The organism is Blautia sp. MCC270 (assembly GCF_018785605.1).
Lineage (GTDB): Bacteria > Bacillota > Clostridia > Lachnospirales > Lachnospiraceae > Blautia_A > Blautia_A fusiformis.
This window is the reverse complement of sequence record NZ_WQQD01000018.1, coordinates 21,500-41,354: the sequence shown is the minus strand read 5'-3', so window position 1 is coordinate 41,354 and position 19,855 is coordinate 21,500. Positions and strand designations below refer to the sequence as shown.

Here is a 19,855-nt window from a genome sequence, read left to right as displayed (position 1 = left end):
CACTTAAGAAGGGCAGAAGTGAAGTGATCACTCCAGGCAGTGAGATTGCAGTTCTCGGGGTTGGCAGCATGGTTTCTGTCTGTCAGAAGGTCTGTGAAGAGATAAGAAATCACAAAATAGCAGGAGCTACGTTTGTCAATGTCCGTTTTGTAAAGCCTCTGGATACAGAGCTTCTTGATCGGCTTTCGCAGAACCACAGTCTTTTGGTCACTGTGGAGGAGAATGTAAAAAGCGGTGGGTTCGGAGAACATGTATCTGCTTATATGGAAGCCTGTCATCCGGACGTAAGAGTTCTTCCACTGGCAATACCGGATCATTTTATTGAGCATGGAACGGTGGACCGTCAGCGAATGAAAATAGGTTTAAATGTACAGGGAATCCTGGATGCGGTAGAACAGAGCTGGGAAAATCTTGTGAATAACAGAAAATAAAGGACATAGCCTTTGCAGAAGAACACGAAGCTGTGAGGCATTTTACAGCCCGGCGCATAAAGAGCCGGGCTGTTGGAGGATAATATGAAAAAAAGACTGGATATCATGATGGTGGAACAGGGACTTGCACCGTCACGCGAAAAAGCAAAAGCGTATATCATGGCCGGGGAAGTATATGTCAACGGTCAGAAGGAAGACAAGGCTGGCTCCATGTTTGCTGAGACTGTCAAGCTGGAGGTAAGAGGAAAGACTCTTCCTTATGTCAGCAGAGGCGGACTGAAGCTGGAAAAAGCCATGAAAAATTTTGGCGTGACGCTGAAGGATAAGGTGTGCATGGATGTAGGCGCATCCACCGGCGGTTTCACAGATTGTATGCTTCAGAACGGAGCGGTCAAAGTCTATTCCATTGATGTGGGATATGGACAGCTGGACTGGAAACTCAGGAATGATCCAAGAGTTGTATGCATGGAAAAAACAAATATCCGCTATGTGGTACCGGAAGATCTGGAAGGTCCGGCAGCATTTTCTTCGATCGATGTTTCTTTTATCTCCCTTACAAAAGTGCTTCTTCCTGTAAGAAACCTTCTCACAGAGGACGGAGAGATCGTATGTCTCATCAAACCTCAGTTTGAGGCCGGCAGAGAAAAAGTCGGAAAAAAAGGCGTTGTCCGTGATCCGAAGGTCCATGAAGAAGTCATTGAGAAAGTCAGAGATTATGCCATGAGCATTTTTATGGAGCCCTGTCATCTTTCCTTTTCTCCCATCAAGGGACCTGAAGGAAATATTGAATATCTCCTTCATCTGAAAAAACATCCGGAAGGAACAGAAGTACCTGTGAGTCTTGACGTATCCGTAGAGGATGTGGTAAAGGAAGCCCACGGACAGCTGGACTGATGTTTGGAAAGGACTGAAGCAATATGGACAGATTTTATATAATTCCAAACAGTGCCAAGGATCCGGAACTGACATTTTCTAATAGGATCATTGCTTATCTGGAGAAGCATGGTGCCAGGTGTCATGTGCAGAAGATCACCGAAAAAATGGAAGGACCGTATCATTATACGGACCCGGATGGGATTCCGCAGGATACACAGTGCATTATTGTACTGGGTGGAGATGGAACACTTCTGCAGGCTGCAAGGGATGTGGTGCATCTGGATATCCCTCTTCTTGGAATCAATCTGGGAACTCTGGGATTTCTTGCCGAGGTGGATAAAAATTCCGTGTATCCGGCTCTGGATCGGCTTCTGTCAGATGACTATGAGCTGGAAGATCGTATGATGCTGGAAGGAAAGATCTATCGGGGAGAAGAACTTATTGGAAAAGATATCGCATTAAATGACATTGTGATCGGAAGAGAAGGACATCTCCGTGTGATCCGTTTCAAGAATTATGTTAATGATGCATATATGAATTCATACAATGCAGATGGTATCATCATTTCCACTCCGACCGGTTCTACCGGATATAGTCTGTCAGCGGGAGGTCCCGTGGTTTCTCCCAGTGCCAGTATGATGATCATGACCCCCATCGCTCCCCATACCATGAACACCCGAAGTATTATTCTTTCCGGGGAAGAGGCAGTTACAGTAGAGATCGGTGAGGGAAGACATAATACCATTGAGAAAGCGGTGGCCTCTTTCGACGGGGATACCCAGATATCCATGGTCACCGGTGACCGGATCGTGATCCGGAAAGCCACAGTCAGGACAAAAATCCTCAAGCTGAACCATCTGAGCTTTGTGGAGGTTCTGAGACAGAAAATGAGTAACAGCTGATGCAGGAGGTTCAATTTTGAAAGTAGCAAGACATGAAAAAATTATCGAACTGATCCGTCAGTACGAGATCGATACACAGGAAGAACTTGCAGCAAGACTGAATGAGGCCGGTTTTAAGGTTACGCAGGCTACCGTATCCAGAGATATCCGTGCTCTGAAAATGACAAAGGTTGCAGGCAGCAACGGAAAGTCCAGATATGCGATCCTGGAAGAACATACACCGGATGTGTTAAGTGACAAATATTCCAGAGTTTTGAAAGATGCAGTGATCGCTATGAACATCGGACAGAATATCGTAGTGGTAAAAACAATTCCGGGAATGGCCATGGCGGCAGCAGCAGCTCTTGATGCCATGAAATGGCCGGAAATCCTGGGATGTATTGCCGGAGATGATACCATTATGTGTGTGGTGAAAACTTCTGAACAGGCACCGGGTGTAGTTCAGAAGCTTGGCGGGATCTTATCCAGAGGAAAATAAAATGACAGAATATGTAAATGCTTTATACCAGAAAGGAAATCAATGTTAGTACATCTGCATGTAAAAAATCTTGCACTGATAGAGGAATCAGAGGTGGAATTCGGACCAGGCTTAAATATCTTAACTGGTGAGACCGGAGCCGGAAAATCCATTCTGTTAGGATCCATACAGCTTATCCTGGGTGGAAAAACTTCCAGAAGCATGATTCGTGAAAATGCTTCCTATGCCCTGGTAGAGTTGCTGTTTCAGGTTGAAAACACGAAAGCCAGAGAGTCCCTTGCGGCGCTTGACATCTATCCGGAAGACGGACAGGTGCTGATGTCCCGCAAGATCATGGACGGCAGAAGTATCAACAAGATCAACGGAGAGACAAGTACTGTCAGCCAGATGAAAGCAGCAGCAGCCTGTCTTCTGGACATTCACGGACAGCATGAGCATCAGTCACTTCTTTATGGAGACCGCCAGCTGGCTATTTTGGATGTATATGGAAAAGAACAGATCCTTCCTGCCAGGGAGAAGGTCCGGAAAGCTTATCAGGAGTATCGGGACTATGTGGATCAGCTGAAAGCACTGGATATGGATGAGGAACAGCGCAACCGTGAAAAAGCCTTTCTGGAATTTGAGATCAATGAGATCGAGGAGGCAGCTCTTATTCCAGGAGAGGACGAAACACTGGAGGACCGCTACCGGAAGCTGAGCAACGCCAGAAGGATCATGGAAACAGCACAAATGGTTCGTGGGATGACCGGATATGAACAGGGCGCCGCAGATATGACCGGAAATGCCCTGAAAGAGTTTTCAAGAATTGCAGATTACGATAAGGATCTTGCACCTTTACAGGAAGCTCTTGTGGAAATCGATTCACTTCTCAGTGACTTCTGCCGTGATCTGTCCTCTTATATGGATAGTTTGACTTTTGACGAAGAAACTTTTTTTGAAACAGAAAAAAGACTGGATCTTATCAATAGTTTGAAGGCAAAGTATGGACAGACGATCCATGAAATTTTGTCTTATCAGAAGGAACAGCAGGAAAAATTAGAAAAACTTCAAAGATTCGAAGAAAATTTCCGGTTACTGAAAGAAAAACTTATGCAGGCAGAAAAGATTCTTGAGGAAGCTTCGCATGAACTTTCAGAGATCCGGAAAAAATACAGTAAGCAGCTGGATGAAAAGATTATCGAAGGATTGAAGGAACTGAATTTTGAGGATGTGGATTTTTCTATCCGTTTTGACCGCAGAAAAAATTATACAGATAATGGTTATGATGCGGTGGAATATGAGATTTCCACAAATCCAGGTGAGAGTAGAAAACCGCTGGGACAGATTGTATCCGGTGGTGAGCTTTCCAGGATCATGCTTGCCATCAAAGCGATCCTTGCAGATAAAGATCAGATCGATACACTGATCTTTGATGAGATCGATACAGGGATCAGTGGGCGTACTGCACAGAAGGTCTCTGAAAAAATGGCAGTGATCGGACAGCACAGGCAGGTGCTTTGTATCACACATCTTCCACAGATCGCAGCAATGGCAGATACCCATTTTGAGATTGAGAAACATGTAGAAGGAACAGAAACCATCACCCAGATCCATCCTCTGGAAGGAGAGGAATCTGTTCGTGAGCTTGCCAGACTTCTGGGCGGTGCCCAGATCACGCCGGCTGTTCTTGGAAATGCAAGAGAGATGAAGGAATTGGCACAGCAACAAAAAAATACAAGACTGAAATAATTTATACGTTACATACTAAGAGAGGACGGCCGAAAGGTCGGTCCTCTTTTTTAACCGAATCAAGTCAGTCCCCTGCTTCAGTTGCGAAAAGCAATAAGCAGTGGGTGGGGATTTGCTTGTATCAGAAAATTACAAAGGATGTGACGTAAGATGAACAGAAAAAGAAAATACCGATGTTGGCTCCTTGTATTTCTTGCGCTGGATCTGATTCTGATGGGATGGCTGGGCTACCGGCTTCTGGACAGAAAAATCCCGGATCAGATTCTGGTGGATCATGAGGACAGCCGGGAAGTAGCCAATCTTCTTAAACGCCCTTTTATCAGCTTTGATGATGCGATCACCGTTTCAGGAAAAGACAGCTATAAGTTGCACTGCAGACTCTTGGGAGTGATCCCTTTTAAGGATGTGAAGGTAAAAAATATAACTGCAAAAGAAGTATATGCAAGCGGAGATGCAGTAGGTATTTATATGCAGACGAAAGGAGTTCTGATCATTGATACAGGCGAGATCCTTTCGGAAAGTGGTGAGATGGAAGAACCGGCCCGGGACATTGTAAAGCCGGGAGATTATATTGTGGCTTTTGATCAGAACCGGATCCAGTGCAAGCAGGATCTTCTGGAGGATCTTGCAGATCTTTGCGGAGAATCTGTAACATTGAAGGTCCGCCGGGGAAAAGAGACGATTCCCCTGTCCCTGACGCCGGTGAAAGATGAGAAAGGAAACTATAAGCTTGGCATCTGGGTGAGGGACGATACACAGGGAATCGGAACCCTGACTTATGTGGACGAAAATGGAGGGTTCGGTGCTCTTGGTCACGGGATCAGCGATGTGGATACCGGCGAACTTTTAAGTATCGCAGATGGAAATCTTTACAACGCCCAGATTCTGGGGATCCAGAAAGGAGAAAAAGGAAATCCTGGAGAACTATCTGGTCTGATCCGATACGAAGCTGACAATATCCTGGGTGAGATTTCCGAAAACAGTAAAAACGGCATTTTTGGAACTGTGGATGCTGATCAGGTGAAAAATCTGGATCTGAAGAAGATTCCTGTGGGTTACAAACAGGATCTGAAAATTGGACCCGCATCTGTTCTCTGCTGCACAGACGGCGAAGTAAAAGAATATGCCGCGGAGATCACCAGGATCGATATGAACCATGAGGATTCTAATAAGAGCTTCGTGATCCAGATCACAGATAAAGAACTCCTGGAAAAAACAGGTGGGATCGTTCAGGGAATGTCTGGAAGTCCTGTGCTTCAGAACGGAAAACTCTTTGGTGCCGTGACTCATGTATTTGTGCAGGATTCTACCGGCGGATATGGGATTTTTATTGAAAATATGACAGGCAATGCATAATCTGCAGTTGAGGAAAGAGGCACAAAAACATGGAAAAAGTCCGGGAAAAGTGCCTCTTTTTTATATGGGGAAAAATGCCGGATACAGATGGAAATACCTGCATTTTGGTGAATTTTGTGATATATAAGAGAAAAAATGTCGAAAAATATCGTACGAAAGTGTGATAAAATAACTACTTTTATCTTGATTTTACTACAGGATTTCCACTATAATAATTTTGTCGCCAGCAAGGGGAAAGCGCAGGCAGCTAACAGTGTCGGTTACTGCCGTGGTGACAGGGGGTATGTCTGGAAACCCAAGGAGATAGAAGTTAGGAGGGTCCTCATGGACAAATTAAATGTTGCAATTGCTGATGATAACGCGAAAATGACAGACATGCTCGGTCAGATGATCGAAGAAGATAAAGACCTTGAACTGGTCGGAAAAGCACACAACGGAGAAGAAATCTGTAACATAATCAAAGATAAGGAGCCGGATGTGGTGATTCTCGACATCATTATGCCGAAGATGGACGGCCTTTCCGTTATGGAGAAATTTTCCCATAACGCAAATGTCAAAAAAGTTCCAGTGTTTATCGTATTATCTGCAATTGGACAGGAGAGGATTACAGAGGATGCATTCAGTCTTGGAGCAGACTATTATGTTTTGAAGCCTTTTGACAACACCACACTTTTAAACCGGATCAAACATATTCGGAAGATTGGGGACAGAAGAGTGCGGGAGATTGCAAGGCCAGGTATCACAGAAACCAAAAAGCCTCAGCCGGAGAGGAATCTGGAAACCGATGTGACGAATATCATTCATGAGATCGGAGTTCCGGCACACATCAAGGGGTATCAGTATTTAAGGGATGCGATCATTTTGTCTGTCAATGACATGGAAATGCTCAATTCCATTACTAAGGTATTATATCCAACCATTGCGAAACGCCATCAGACAACACCGAGCAGAGTGGAGCGGGCGATCCGACATGCGATCGAGGTGGCATGGAGCCGGGGAAAGATGGATACCATTGATGAATTGTTTGGATATACTGTAAGCACCGGAAAAGGGAAACCCACGAATTCTGAATTTATAGCACTGATCGCAGATAAAATCAGACTAGAATATAAAAATCGGTCTTTAAATTAGATGAATTTTGGAGTATAATCATAAATAAAAACGGGTGTACCCAGGGAGGGGAATACAGATGAAAAAAATTCTGTTTGCTACATCAGAAGCAGTACCTTTTATCAAAACAGGAGGACTCGCTGATGTTGCCGGCTCACTGCCTAAGTGCTTTGACAAAAAATATTTTGATATACGCGTGATCTTGCCGAAATATGCCTGCATGAAACAGGAATGGAAAGACAAAATGGAGTATGTGACCCATTTTTATATGGATCTGGGATTTAAGAACTGCTATGTAGGCATTATGCAGATGCAGTATGACGGGATCCAGTTTTACTTCATTGACAATGAATATTATTTCAGCGGTCCGAAACCATATGACAGTGCACCATGGGATCTTGAGAAATTTGCTTTCTTTTCCAAAGCTGTGTTATCGGTTCTTCCGGTGATCGGATTCAGACCGGATATCATCCATTGTCATGACTGGCAGACAGGACTTGTTCCGGTTTACCTTCACGATTCTTTCCAGGAGAATGAATTCTTCCGTGGAATCAAGACTGTTATGACAATACATAACCTGAAATTTCAGGGTGTATGGGATGTTAAGACTGTTAAGGATATCACAGGCCTTTCCGATTACTACTTTGCGCCGGATAAACTGGAAGCATACAAGGACGCAAACTTCCTGAAGGGCGGTATGGTATTTGCAGATGCCATTACCACAGTAAGTAATACCTATGCAGAAGAGATCAAGACACCGTTTTATGGTGAGAAGCTGGACGGACTTCTCAATGCGAGAGCCAACAGCCTGCGTGGTATTGTAAATGGTATTGATTACAATGAATTCAATCCGGAGACAGATCCGAATATCACCAAGAATTACAATGCAAAGAACTTCCGCAAGGAGAAGATCAAGAACAAGATCCAGCTTCAGAAAGATCTTGGACTTGAGCAGGATCCGAAAGCTATGATGATCGGTATTGTATCCCGCCTGACAGATCAGAAGGGATTTGATCTGATCGCTTATATCATGGACGAACTGTGTCAGGATGCGGTTCAGATCGTTGCTCTTGGTACCGGTGAGGAACGTTATGAGAATATGTTCCGTCATTTTGACTGGAAGTATCATGGCAAGGTATCTGCACAGATCTACTATGATGAGGCAATGTCTCACAGAATTTATGCAGCATCTGACGCATTTCTGATGCCGTCACTGTTTGAGCCATGTGGCTTAAGCCAGCTGATGAGCCTTCGTTATGGAACTCTTCCGATCGTCAGAGAGACCGGTGGTCTGAAGGATACAGTTGTCCCGTACAATGAATTCGAGGGAACCGGAACAGGATTCTCCTTCGTAAATTACAATGCACATGAAATGCTTGCTACGATCCGTTATGCAGAGAGTGTATATTATGACAAGAAACGTGAATGGAATAAAATGGTAGATCGCGCGATGGCTGCAGATTTTTCCTGGAACAATTCCGCACGTCAGTATGAGGAAATGTACAATTGGTTAATTGGTGAGTAAGGATTCACCGAAGCGGTTCTCGCAATAAAAAGGCGCAGACGACAGATAATATGTCGTTTGCGCTTTTTTATTGCGGGAATATACATGGATGTTATTGTATGTCTGCAAAAAATATGAAGGTGTTTGTTTATCAAACAGGAATTGTGCTAAAGTGAGAAAAAATATAAATGTTAATGATAAATAACTTTTGAATTGGTATTATTTGTACGAAACTTATCAGATTAATCAGTTATTGTCAAATAACTTAAATTGTGTTACATTTATATTAGTGCATCGTTTTTGAAATAACTATACCATTCACTTGTCTGTGAATCCGATTGATATAGTTATTTACGAAACGATGTACCAGTGGATAATACAGATATATGTATTGACCATGTAAATTGTACTTATGATGAGGTGACAATATGACACTGGACAAATTAAAGACTGGAGAATGTGGCAGAATCATCAGTGTTCGTGGCGAGGGGGAGCTGAGACATCATCTTCTGGATATGGGGCTTACACCGGGGACAGAAGTGTCTCTTCGTAAAACAGCTCCTATGGGAGATCCGGTACAGCTTGTGCTGCGCGGATATGAGCTGACATTGCGGCTGGCGGAAGCTGCAAAGATTGAGATCGTATCGATCGAATCCATGACGGAAACGAAGAAAGAAAATGAACGGCATCAGCCGATTGCTCATCCTGGTGTGGGAGAACTTGGAAAGGCTCGAGATTATCGTAAGAACCGGATCGGTGATACGATTCCCAAAGGGGAACCGATCACGTTTGCACTGGCAGGTAATCAGAACTGTGGAAAGACAACTCTTTTTAATCAGCTGACAGGTTCCAATCAGCATGTTGGTAACTTTCCAGGTGTAACTGTTGACAAGAAAGAAGGAAGCATCCGGAGGCATCCGGAGGCAACGGTAACGGATCTTCCTGGAATCTATTCACTTTCCCCGTATTCCAGCGAGGAGATCGTAACAAGAGATTTTCTGCTGAATGAGAAGCCGACAGGAATCATTAATATTGTAGATGCTTCCAATATTGAGAGAAATCTTTATCTTACCATGCAGCTGATGGAGCTTGGAATCCCAATGGTGCTGGCCTTAAATATGATGGATGAGGTAAGGGCAAATGGAGGCTCTGTTCGGATCAATGAACTGGAGGAGATTTTAGGAATTCCGGTTGTACCTATTTCAGCAGCGAAGAATGAAGGAATTGATGAGCTGATCGATCATGCAGTCCATGTTGCAAGATACAGAGAAGCACCGGGAAGAATTGATTTCTGTACTGACAATCAGTCACCGAAGGATCCGGTAGGCGCACTTCACAGATGTATCCATGCAGCCGTTCATTTGATCGAACCTTATGCAAAAAAAGCAGGACTTCCTGTACGTTTTGCAGCTACGAAGATCGTAGAGAAAGATTCTCTGATCGAAAAACGTCTGGCTTTGCCTGAAGGTGAAAAAAAGGTTCTTGATGGGCTGGTACATGTTATGGAGAAGGATGGCGGTCTGGACCGTGAGGCAGCTCTTGCGAACATGCGCTTCAATTTTATTGAAAAGCTTTGTGAGAAAACTGTGGTAAAACCGGCAGAAAGCCGTGAACATAAACGAAGTGTCGCCATAGATCGTATCCTTACCGGAAAATATACAGCAATTCCCTGTTTTGTGGGAATTATGGCAATTGTATTTGTGATGACGTTTAATTATCTGGGAGCCTGGCTTTCAGACGGAATGACTATGGTCGTGAACTGGGTAATTGCACTTATTGGCAGGGGACTGGAGGTGGCAGGTGTCAGCTCAGTACTGCAGTCACTGGTTGTGGATGGAATTTTAAGCGGTATCGGAAGCGTGATTGGATTTCTTCCTACGATCGTTACTTTGTTTTTCTTCCTGTCAATCCTGGAAGATACCGGATATATGGCTCGTGTAGCCTTTGTTATGGACAAGCTCCTTCGAAAGATCGGACTTTCCGGAAGAAGCTTTGTGCCGATGTTGATCGGATTCGGCTGTTCGGTGCCGGCCATTATGGCAACCAGAACATTATCCAGTGAACGTGACCGGAAAATGACGATCCTGATTACTCCGTTTATGAGCTGCAGTGCCAAGCTTCCAATCTACGGACTTCTCACCAGTGCATTTTTCCCGAAGCAGTGGAGAGGAGTTGTGATGATCAGCCTTTATTTTGCAGGAATTCTCTGCGGGATCCTGTATGCGCTGATCCTGAAAAAGACGAAATATAAGGGAGAGCCGGTTCCGTTTGTCATGGAGCTTCCCAATTACCGGCTTCCTTCTGCAAAAAGTGTAGGACAGCTGATCTGGGAAAAGGCGAAGGACTTTATACAGAAAGCGTTTACAATTATTTTTGCGGCAACGCTGATCGTGTGGTTCCTGCAGAACTTTGATGCAGGTCTTAACCTTGTTACCAGCACAGATCAGAGCCTTCTGGCAAAGATCGGAAGCATCGTGGCACCACTTTTTGCTCCGCTGGGCTTTGGTGACTGGAGAGTATCCACCGCATTGATCACGGGCTTTATGGCAAAAGAGAGCGTTGTGTCTACGCTGACAGTCCTTCTGGGCGGAAATACGGCATTGCTTCAGACTTTATTTACACCGTTTACTGCTTACGTATTTTTGATCTTTACCTTGCTCTATACACCCTGTGTTGCAGCTATTGCAACTGTGCGTCGGGAGATGGGAACTGTAAGAGCTGCCGCCGGTATTGTAGCAGTACAGTGTGCCACTGCATGGATCGTTGCGTTTGCGGTACATGGTGTGGGAATGATGCTTGGATTATAGAAAAAATACCTTACATATGGCTTTTCACAAACTGCAGAAAACATTCTGCAGAGGTTGTGAGAGCCATATTTTTTTTATGGGCAATTCCAACAGATAGCTTTTTCAGTCCATTAACCGGGACAGCAACAAGCGAAGGCTGACGAAAGAACTGAAAGCTGCTTTCTGTAAGAAGGCTGATCCCTTCGCCAATTTCCACTGCGCTGACAATAGATTCTGCGCGGGCAGTACGCAGAAGCTGAGGGTGGATCCCTGCATTATGAAAACTTTGCATACAGAAACGGTAAATGGAGGTGTGCGGAGGCATCAGGATAAAAGATTCTTTTTTCAGTTCGGAAAGAGAGACCGATTTTTTGGACGCAGAGGGATGAGCTTCAGGAAAAACAGCAACCAGACGGTCTGCTGTGAGAGCATGAAAAGTATAGAGCTCCGGGTCTATCATGTGTTTTCGTACAAAGATCAGATTAAAAAAGTCTTTTTCAAGACCGGAAAGAAGTTCTTCGTCTTCTACCTCCTTCAGAGAAAAAGAAAGCTCCGGGTGTGTATCACAAAAACTGTGTATCACAGAAGTAAGATGGTACTGAGAAAGAAAAGGAAGTGTTCCAATATGAAGTGCCTGGAGCTTACTGTCCTTAAAATGGTACACTGCTTCCAGAGAACGATGATACTGTCTGGAAATCTTAAGTGCTTCTTTGTAAAAAAACTCTCCTTCAGGAGTAAGCACAGCAGTACGCTTGCTGCGGTCCCATAAGGTAAGCTCCAGTTCTTTTTCCAGTTTCATGATCTGCTTGGAAAGGGAGGACTGGGAGATATGCATAGCTTCTGCAGCATCAAAAAAAGTCCGGGATTGAGCTGCACAGATAAAATAGTCGATCTGTTCAAGAGTCATGGTAACACCTGCCTTTTAGAAAATAGTGACAAATCATTCCATATTGGAAACAATTATATCATAGAAAGAATTGATTCACCATGTAAAAAAGAGATAAAATAACATAAGAAAATAAAGATGTTACTGAGAACGGAGTGAACAGTAATATAAAGATAACGCAGGAGGTTTTATATGGCAGAAAAAGTAAGAGATCTGAGAAGTGCTCTGGCACTTCTGGAGCAGATGCCAGATCAGCTGATCGAAACAGAGGTGGAAGTTGATCCGATGGCAGAGCTTGCAGGGGTATATCGTTATGTAGGAGCCGGTGGAACGGTGAAGCGTCCCACAAAGGAAGGACCTGCCATGATCTTTAATCGTATAAAAGGACACCCGGATGCAAGGGTAGCTATCGGTCTTCTGGCAAGCAGAAAAAGAGTTGCTGCTTTACTTGACACTCAGCCGGAAAATCTTGGAAAGATGCTCTGCAAAAGCGTGGAGAATCCAATTCCACCGGTCGATCTTGAAGGCGATGCACCGTGTCAGCAGGTGGTGCATAAGGCAGCAGATCCGGATTTTGACCTCTATAAGCTGGTTCCTGCGCCAACGAACACACCGGATGATGCGGGCCCGTATATCACACTTGGCATGTGCTACGCCACACACCCGGATACTGGAGTTCACGATGTGACCATTCACCGTCTCTGCATTCAGGGAAAAGATGAGCTTTCCATTTTCTTTACACCTGGTGCCAGACATATCGGAGCAATGGCAGAGCGTGCTGAGGAGCTGGGACAAAGGCTGCCGATTTCTATCAGTATCGGAGTTGATCCTGCTATTGAGATCGGTTCCTGTTTTGAGCCGCCTACAACACCACTGGGGTATGATGAGCTGTCTGTAGCCGGTGCACTGCGCAAAGAGCCGGTGGAACTCTGTAAATGTTTAACCGTTAACGAGCGTGCCATCGCCAATGCGGAATACGTGATCGAGGGAGAAGTGATCCCGGGTGTGCGTGTAAAGGAAGATCAGAACAGCAATACCGGATACGCCATGCCGGAGTTTCCGGGATATACAGGGCCTGCAAGTGATCAGTGTTGGCTGATCAAGGTTACAGCAGTGACACATCGTGAAAATCCGATTATGCAGACCTGTATCGGGCCAAGTGAGGAGCACGTATCCATGGCGGGAATCCCTACAGAGGCCAGCATCTATGGCATGGTGGAAAAAGCAATGCCTGGAAGACTTCAGAACGTATACTGCAACAGTGCCGGAGGTGGAAAGTATATGGCTGTCCTTCAGTTTAAAAAGCTTTCTCAAAGTGATGAGGGAAGACAGCGTCAGGCTGCACTTCTTGCATTTTCTGCCTTTAGTGAGCTGAAAAATGTATTTCTGGTAGATGAAGATGTGGATTGTTTTGATATGAATGACGTACTTTGGGCGATGAATACGAGATTCCAGGGGGATGTGGATGTGATCACCCTTCCGGGTGTCCGTTGTCATCCTCTTGATCCGTCCAATGATCCTGCATTTTCTCCAAGTATCCGTGATCATGGAATTGCATGCAAGACTATTTTTGACTGTACGGTGCCTTATGATCTGAAGGAAGATTTTCACAGAGCCCGTTTTATGGAACTGGATCCGGAGAAATGGCTGAAAAAATGAAAAAGAGAATTATAGTTGGTGCGACAGGTGCAAGCGGCCTGCCGCTCCTTGTAAAATGTCTGGAGATCATCCGGGAGAATCCGGATTTTGAGTCTTATCTGATCATGAGTTCCAGTGCAGAGCTGACTCTTCGCCAGGAGACGGAGCTGGAACCGGAGGATGTGAAACGATTGGCAGATCATGTATGTGCACCGGGAGAAATTGGGGCAAAACCGGCCAGTGGCTCTTTCAAAACAGAGGGGATGCTGATCGTGCCCTGCAGCATGAAGACGATCGCGGGGATCCACAGTGGCTATGCGGATAATCTTATTCTGCGTGCGGCAGATGTGACGGTCAAGGAACAGAGAACACTGGTGCTGGCAGCCAGAGAAACACCGTTAAGCGGGATTCATCTCCGAAATCTTTATGAGCTTTCCATGCTTCCGGGAGTGCGGATCATTCCGCCGATGCTGACGTTTTATCATAAACCGGAGAGTATTGATGATATGGTGTATCATATTGCGGCAAAGCTTTTGGAACCGTTTGGGATCGAAGCAAAGGAGTATTGCAGATGGAATGGATTGTAAAAGAGTGTGTGGAGACTGCAGGCTGTAAGCTGGAGGTCAGTGCTGCATTTGTCGGAGAGGATGTGCTTATCTGTCTGAAAGGCGGAGAGAGACCTCATCTGGGATGTGTGGTGCAGACGGAACCGAGAGTGTCTCTGACAGGGGATGGTTCTGTGAGTGCGACTTCTTCAGTTTTGAATTTTCCGGGACATAAGGACGAGGTGATCTGCCGGTGGATGGCGGAGAAGGTTTCGAAAGAGCTGGGAAAGAGAGTGGTTTGCACCGGGGGATTTCATAAGGATGGTATTTCGGAGAAAGAGATCCGGGAGGTACAGGGAAGTGTTGTGCGTCTGACAGAGATGGTGATAGAAGGACTGCAGCGGTAGTTGAGTAACGAACGGCTGGAACCTGCTAAAGTTATTTTCCAAAAGTCCGAGACTTGCTTCGCTCAAACAGCGAATTTTTGAAAAATAACGCAGATTCCAGCCGTCTAAAATGTTTCTGTATTCTATTTATTTTCAAATATATTCTCGCGGGTAATATTCTTAGCCCACTTCCCACTAAGATACCTTTTGATCACCCATGGCCACTTCACAAATTCATCCGTACAGAGCAGAAAATACACCCACATAACCGGCAGCTTCAGTACAAAAGCAGCGAAGAATCCAAGGGGTACTGCATATACCCACATATCAATGGTATCACAGATCAGACCAAACTTTGTATCACCACCTGCCCGGAACACACCGGCGATCAGGGTTGTATTTACGGCAGACCCCATAATATAGTAGCTGTTGATCAGAAGCATATATTTCAGATAATGCATGGCAGTGGGTGTCAGGGACGCAAATCTCATTACGAACGGTGTGATGGCAAGAACGATAAGTCCGCCCAAAAAACCTGCAATAACAGTAAGCTTCAGTGTTTTGGAAGCATAACGCCTGGAACGTTCCAGATCGCCCTGCCCCATAACATTGCCTAGAAGGATACCTCCTGCACTGGCAATACCGAAACAGAAAACAGAGCCGATATTACGGACTACTACAACCAGAGAATTGGCAGCAACCGCATCCGTACCAAGATGCCCCAGGATCACAGAGTACATGGAAAAACCAATACTCCAGGAAATATCATTGCCAAGAGCCGGTAGGGAAAGCCGCACGAAATCACTGAACAGCAGTTTGCTTTTTGTGAACATACATCGGAGATCCAGTCGGACATTTTTGCTGAAAGCAGAAACAATAAAACAGGCGATCAGCTCGATCATTCTGGAAAGTGCAGTAGCAATAGCCACACCGGTAGCACCAAGCTTGGGTGCTCCGAACAATCCGAAGATAAAAGTCGCATTCAAAAGGATATTCAGTCCAAATGCCAGCATATTCATCGCCATGCTGGTAGTTACCCGGCCAATGCTTCGAAGAACAGCCAGATAAACCTCCGTCATACCCCAGCAGATATAGGTGATACCCATAATGCGGATATAGGAAGAACCAATGGCCAGAAGCTTCGGATCATTGGTGAACAGTTTCATCATCATCTGCGGCATGGTAAATGCAACGAGCGCCACGAGAATAGAGATGATCATGGAAAAACGAAGAGCGATTCCCTCGATGATCTGAATGGCTTTGTAATCTCCCTTTCCATAATACTGGGCACAAAGCAGGGTGGCTCCCGTACCAAGACCGTAATAAACCATAAACAGGACATTGGAATAATTCGCTGCCAGGGATACTGCGGAGATGGATGACTGACCTACAAAGTTCAGCATGATAACATCGGCGGAATTGACCGCTGCACTTAGCAGATTCTGAATGATGATGGGGATGACAAGCTTAACGATCTGTGGATAAAAATCATCCCGCTGTGAAAGTTGATTTCTCATTTCCTCCTCCAAAAAAATACAATTACAATGACGTGAAAAACAGTGAATCACATACATGGTAACTGTGTCAGCTTTTGTAAAAATGAAAGCAGACATGATTGCACGATAACATAGTTTACAGGCAGTGTCAATCGGCAAACTGCAAAATTGTTTAAACAACTTACGGGAAAATGACGAATACAAAAAATGCATAAAAAATTATATCAGCAGTTGTTGAGATTTCCAATCCATGATAAACTGAATGGAGATATTTTTCAGAGAAAGAGGAGTAAAAAATATGCCAGTTTTTGATTTCAGCGCAGCGCCGGCAGATAAAAAAGAGACAAAAAGCCAGTGCACATATACAACATTTCGTTCTAATGAAACAAAAGCCACACCGGAGAAACCGGTGCTGATCCTGGATAACAGCAAAAGAGAGTGGAAACATCATTCCTGCGGATATTTTTCCAATCCTGCGAAGCAGACTGCATTTGAGTTTAAGGAAGAGGACGGTGTTTTTCCGGCAGACATCCTGAAGATTGATTCCCGTTTTACAAGCCTGATCAAATGGCTCGGAGAAAATCATATCAACATCCGTCTTTCAGGACAGAATACAGAAGAAGGATATGCTGTTTACAAAATCCGCGAGATCGCTTTTGGCGGAGGCACCAAGCTTTCTGCTGAGGACGGATTTCTTCAGTTTATGATCGAGCGTCTGTTTGCAAGCAGTGCGCCGGCAGAAGAAAATGAGAACGATGAGGAGGAAGAAGACGGTGACGATATGAAGCTTACCAGTATTCAGAGTATCACCGACTTTATGAACTGTGCCGGAAAGACTATGCCGGATAATATCCGTCTCTGGGCAAGAAGGAATCTGGCAGTTGCCCGTTCTCATGAGGTTTCTCAGGAGGAAAGACGCCATGCCCAGAGAGCACTTTCCATCATGATGAATATTCAGTGGAAGCATAATTATTTTGAGTCTATTGATCCGAAGGAAGCACGCCGTATCCTGGATGAGGAGCTTTATGGAATGGAGCGTGTAAAACAGAGGATCATTGAGACGATCATTCAGATCAACCGTACTCATACACTTCCTGCTTACGGACTGCTTCTTGTAGGACCTGCAGGTACCGGTAAATCTCAGATCGCTTATGCAGTTGCAAGAATCCTGAAAATGCCGTGGACAACCCTGGATATGAGTTCGATCAATGATCCGGAACAGCTTACAGGAAGCTCTCGTGTTTATGCAAATGCCAAGCCTGGAATCATCATGGAGGCTTTTTCCATGGCAGGAGAATCCAATCTGGTATTTATCATCAATGAGCTTGACAAGGCTGCATCAGGTAAAGGAAACGGAAATCCGGCAGACGTGCTTTTGACACTGCTGGATAACCTTGGTTTTACAGATAACTATATGGAATGTATGGTTCCGACAGTTGGTGTCTATCCTATTGCCACAGCCAATGATAAGGCACAGATCAGCGCACCTTTGATGTCACGTTTTGCAGTGATCGATATTCCGGATTACACACCGGAGGAAAAGAAGATCATCTTTTCCCGATTTGCACTTCCTAAGGTTTTAAAACGCATGAGCCTGAAACAGGAAGAATGTATCGTAACGGAAGAGGCGCTGGACGCAGTAATTAAGAAATTTGAAGATACCACAGGAATCCGTGATCTGGAGCAGGCTGCGGAGCATATTGCGGCCAATGCCCTGTATCAGATCGAGGTGGATCATGTGAAGGCTGTAACCTTTACCCCCGAGATGGTACAGGAGCTTCTGGACTGACAAGGGAACCAATTTTGCAATGATAAAAATGCTTCCGGAGATTTTTTCGGAAGCATTTTTGGCTGAGGGAATGCACCTGTTTATGCCGGGCCTGTCTGATCGTAAAGGAAAATTATAAAAATAATGAAATCAGGGATTGCCTGAGAAAGTGTAAATGTGTATAATGAGATAAAAGAGCGTGCGCGTGAACACAAAGCACACAAGAGAGGTTTTGGAGGGTAAAATATGGCAGTAACATTACAACAGATTGCGGAAGCAGCAGGAGTTTCAAGAGGCACTGTGGACAGGGCACTGAACAACAGAGGCCGTATCCGCCCGGAAGTAGAGGAAAGGATCAAAAGGATCGCCCGGGAGATGGGATACCAGCCCAGCCGTGCCGGTCGTGCCCTTGCCATGGCAAAGAGAAAGATCCGTATCGGTGTGATCCTTCAGTATATGGAGACTCCTTTTATGCAGCAGGTTTTAAAGGGGGTCCTGGAAGCAAAAGAAGAAGTGGAGAGCTTTGGCGGAACAGTAAAGATCTATGAGATCGAGGGCGTGGAACCGGAAAAAGTAATGGCTGCAATGGAAGAACTCCGGGAAGAGGGGTTTAATGGAATCGCGCTGACTCCATCAGAAGATCAGCTTTTGAGAGCGAGGATCAATCAGTATCAGGAAGAGTATGGAATTCCGGTAGTTACCTTTAATGCGGATCTGGAAGATACAAAAAGGTTATGCTTTGTGGGACAGGATACCTTTCAGGCCGGTCGTACGGCAGCAGGCCTGATGGGGGAGATGACAGGCGGAAACGGGCAGGTTGCCATAATTTCCGGACAGGTTGCCAATCCTGGTCTGATCAGCAGGCAGAAAGGATTTACGACAGAGATTAAAGAAAGCTTTCCGGGAATCGAGATCGTGGATATAAGGTATTCTTATGATGACGAATGGGTGGCATCCAAGATCGTGGAAGAATTTCTGGAGCTTTATCCGGAGCTGACCGGGATCTATATTACGGGTCATGGTGTAAAGGGTGTCTGCCAGACCTTGCAGAAGCTTGGAAAGGATAAAACCATGCATGTGATCGCCAATGATTTCCTGGAAGAAAATCTGAAATGGCTGAAAGAGGGGACGATCAATTTCCTTATCGGTCAGGATGCGGCTGTACAGGGACATTCTCCGGTGATTATTTTGTTCCAGCTTCTCTTTGACAGCAAGGCACCGGAAAAGGAATACCAGTATACAGATATTGTGATCCGGACGAAATATAATATGGGTTAAAAAGGAATTGCTGTTGCGTATAGAACCCATGATCAGAAATATCATATGGCAGAATCCTGTACAGGGAAAGCAGATTCAGGAGGAAAAATGAATTATAAAAATGTAAAGATCGCAAAAGGTGCCAGGATCGCAAAGCAGTCTGTGATCCTTGGAAATGTAACGATCGGCCGTGACAGCTGTGTATTATATTATGCGGTGATCCGCGGAGATGATGCGCCGGTAGTGATCGGAGAAGAAACAAATATCCAGGAAAACTGTACCATTCATGTGAGCCACAACATGCCGGTCCATATCGGAAACAACGTTACTGTGGGACATAATGCGGTGATCCATGGATGTACCATCGGAGACCGGACATTGATCGGAATGGGAGCCGTGATCCTGGATGGTGCAAAGATCGGAAACGACTGTATCATAGGAGCCGGAAGCCTTGTGACTAAAAATACGGTGATCCCGGATGGCTCCCTGGTAATGGGAAGTCCGGCCAGGATCAAACGAAACCTTACCTGGGAAGAGAAGCTTGGTATCGTGGAAAACAGCAAAGAATATCTTGCTGTGTCCGAAGAGATGAAAGCGCAGGATGTATTATAAAAAAGTGAAGAAGACATTTGTAAACGGACAGCTCCGACTGCTTTGTAATATGAGAAGTAGTCGGAGCTGTAACTTTGTTATATAAAATGCTTATAT

17 protein-coding genes are annotated in these 19,855 nt (G+C 45.0%); 15 read left to right on the top strand and 2 right to left on the bottom strand.

From position 1 onward, the window contains the following. The 9 genes from GPK58_RS06780 to feoB all read left to right on the top strand — a co-directional run. Positions 1–431, top strand: a 431-nt coding sequence (locus tag GPK58_RS06780) for a transketolase C-terminal domain-containing protein (RefSeq protein WP_276571943.1), incomplete at its 5' end; no start/stop codon positions are given. 84 nt (positions 432–515) lie between these two features. Beyond that, complete coding sequence (locus GPK58_RS06775; protein ID WP_021650688.1) at positions 516–1,325, top strand: TlyA family RNA methyltransferase; 810 nt, start codon at positions 516–518, stop codon at positions 1,323–1,325. A gap of 23 nt (positions 1,326–1,348) precedes the next feature. Next, a complete protein-coding gene (locus GPK58_RS06770; RefSeq protein WP_015524460.1) occupies positions 1,349–2,209 on the top strand; it encodes an NAD(+)/NADH kinase in 861 nt (286 codons plus the stop codon). 16 nt (positions 2,210–2,225) lie between these two features. Further along, entirely contained in the window at positions 2,226–2,687 is a 462-nt protein-coding gene (gene argR, locus GPK58_RS06765; RefSeq protein ID WP_021650687.1) for an arginine repressor, read from the top strand. Positions 2,688–2,729: 42 nt separating this feature from the next. Further along, positions 2,730–4,415: a DNA repair protein RecN gene (gene recN, locus GPK58_RS06760; RefSeq protein ID WP_022426363.1), complete on the top strand. Its 1,686-nt coding sequence runs from the start codon at positions 2,730–2,732 to the stop codon at positions 4,413–4,415. Positions 4,416–4,565: 150 nt separating this feature from the next. Next, on the top strand, positions 4,566–5,771 hold the full coding sequence (spoIVB, locus tag GPK58_RS06755) for a SpoIVB peptidase (protein WP_118752528.1): 1,206 nt from the start codon (positions 4,566–4,568) through the stop codon (positions 5,769–5,771). Between the two features lie 324 nt (positions 5,772–6,095). Continuing rightward, positions 6,096–6,902 carry a sporulation transcription factor Spo0A gene (spo0A, locus tag GPK58_RS06750; protein WP_015524464.1) on the top strand — a complete coding sequence of 269 codons (807 nt, stop codon included), beginning with the start codon at positions 6,096–6,098 and terminating at the stop codon, positions 6,900–6,902. Positions 6,903–6,960: 58 nt separating this feature from the next. Further along, on the top strand, positions 6,961–8,406 hold the full coding sequence (gene glgA, locus GPK58_RS06745) for a glycogen synthase GlgA (protein ID WP_015524465.1): 1,446 nt from the start codon (positions 6,961–6,963) through the stop codon (positions 8,404–8,406). A 407-nt stretch (positions 8,407–8,813) separates the two neighbouring features. Then, a complete protein-coding gene (feoB, locus tag GPK58_RS06740) occupies positions 8,814–11,192 on the top strand; it encodes a ferrous iron transport protein B (protein ID WP_173739524.1) in 2,379 nt (792 codons plus the stop codon). A 10-nt stretch (positions 11,193–11,202) separates the two neighbouring features. Here feoB and GPK58_RS06735 read toward each other — a convergent pair whose 3' ends face one another. After that, complete coding sequence (locus GPK58_RS06735) at positions 11,203–12,078, bottom strand: LysR family transcriptional regulator (RefSeq protein ID WP_118608921.1); 876 nt, start codon at positions 12,076–12,078, stop codon at positions 11,203–11,205. 171 nt (positions 12,079–12,249) lie between these two features. Between GPK58_RS06735 and GPK58_RS06730 the strand changes: the two genes are divergently transcribed. Genes GPK58_RS06730 through GPK58_RS06720 form a run of 3 tightly spaced genes read left to right on the top strand, consistent with a single transcriptional unit; the run spans position 12,250 to position 14,647 of the window. Continuing rightward, positions 12,250–13,716: a UbiD family decarboxylase gene (locus GPK58_RS06730; RefSeq protein ID WP_215638395.1), complete on the top strand. Its 1,467-nt coding sequence runs from the start codon at positions 12,250–12,252 to the stop codon at positions 13,714–13,716. Then, entirely contained in the window at positions 13,713–14,282 is a 570-nt protein-coding gene (locus tag GPK58_RS06725) for a UbiX family flavin prenyltransferase (RefSeq protein ID WP_215638394.1), read from the top strand. The genes GPK58_RS06730 and GPK58_RS06725 overlap by 4 nt, the downstream gene beginning before the upstream one ends. Next, complete coding sequence (locus tag GPK58_RS06720) at positions 14,267–14,647, top strand: prenylated flavin chaperone LpdD (protein ID WP_110102993.1); 381 nt, start codon at positions 14,267–14,269, stop codon at positions 14,645–14,647. The genes GPK58_RS06725 and GPK58_RS06720 overlap by 16 nt, the downstream gene beginning before the upstream one ends. 122 nt (positions 14,648–14,769) lie before the next feature. Here GPK58_RS06720 and GPK58_RS06715 read toward each other — a convergent pair whose 3' ends face one another. After that, on the bottom strand, positions 14,770–16,143 hold the full coding sequence (locus tag GPK58_RS06715) for an MATE family efflux transporter (RefSeq protein WP_215638393.1): 1,374 nt from the start codon (positions 16,141–16,143) through the stop codon (positions 14,770–14,772). Positions 16,144–16,420: 277 nt separating this feature from the next. Here GPK58_RS06715 and GPK58_RS06710 point away from each other — a divergent pair, with 277 nt between their 5' ends. From GPK58_RS06710 to GPK58_RS06700, 3 genes are all read left to right on the top strand, one after another. Continuing rightward, positions 16,421–17,911, top strand: coding sequence for an AAA family ATPase (locus GPK58_RS06710; RefSeq protein WP_215638392.1), 1,491 nt, complete (start codon positions 16,421–16,423; stop codon positions 17,909–17,911). A 225-nt stretch (positions 17,912–18,136) separates the two neighbouring features. Next, a complete protein-coding gene (locus GPK58_RS06705; RefSeq protein ID WP_147603423.1) occupies positions 18,137–19,168 on the top strand; it encodes a LacI family DNA-binding transcriptional regulator in 1,032 nt (343 codons plus the stop codon). An 87-nt stretch (positions 19,169–19,255) separates the two neighbouring features. Further along, complete coding sequence (locus GPK58_RS06700; protein WP_215638391.1) at positions 19,256–19,759, top strand: gamma carbonic anhydrase family protein; 504 nt, start codon at positions 19,256–19,258, stop codon at positions 19,757–19,759. The last annotated feature ends 96 nt before the right edge of the window (positions 19,760–19,855 follow it).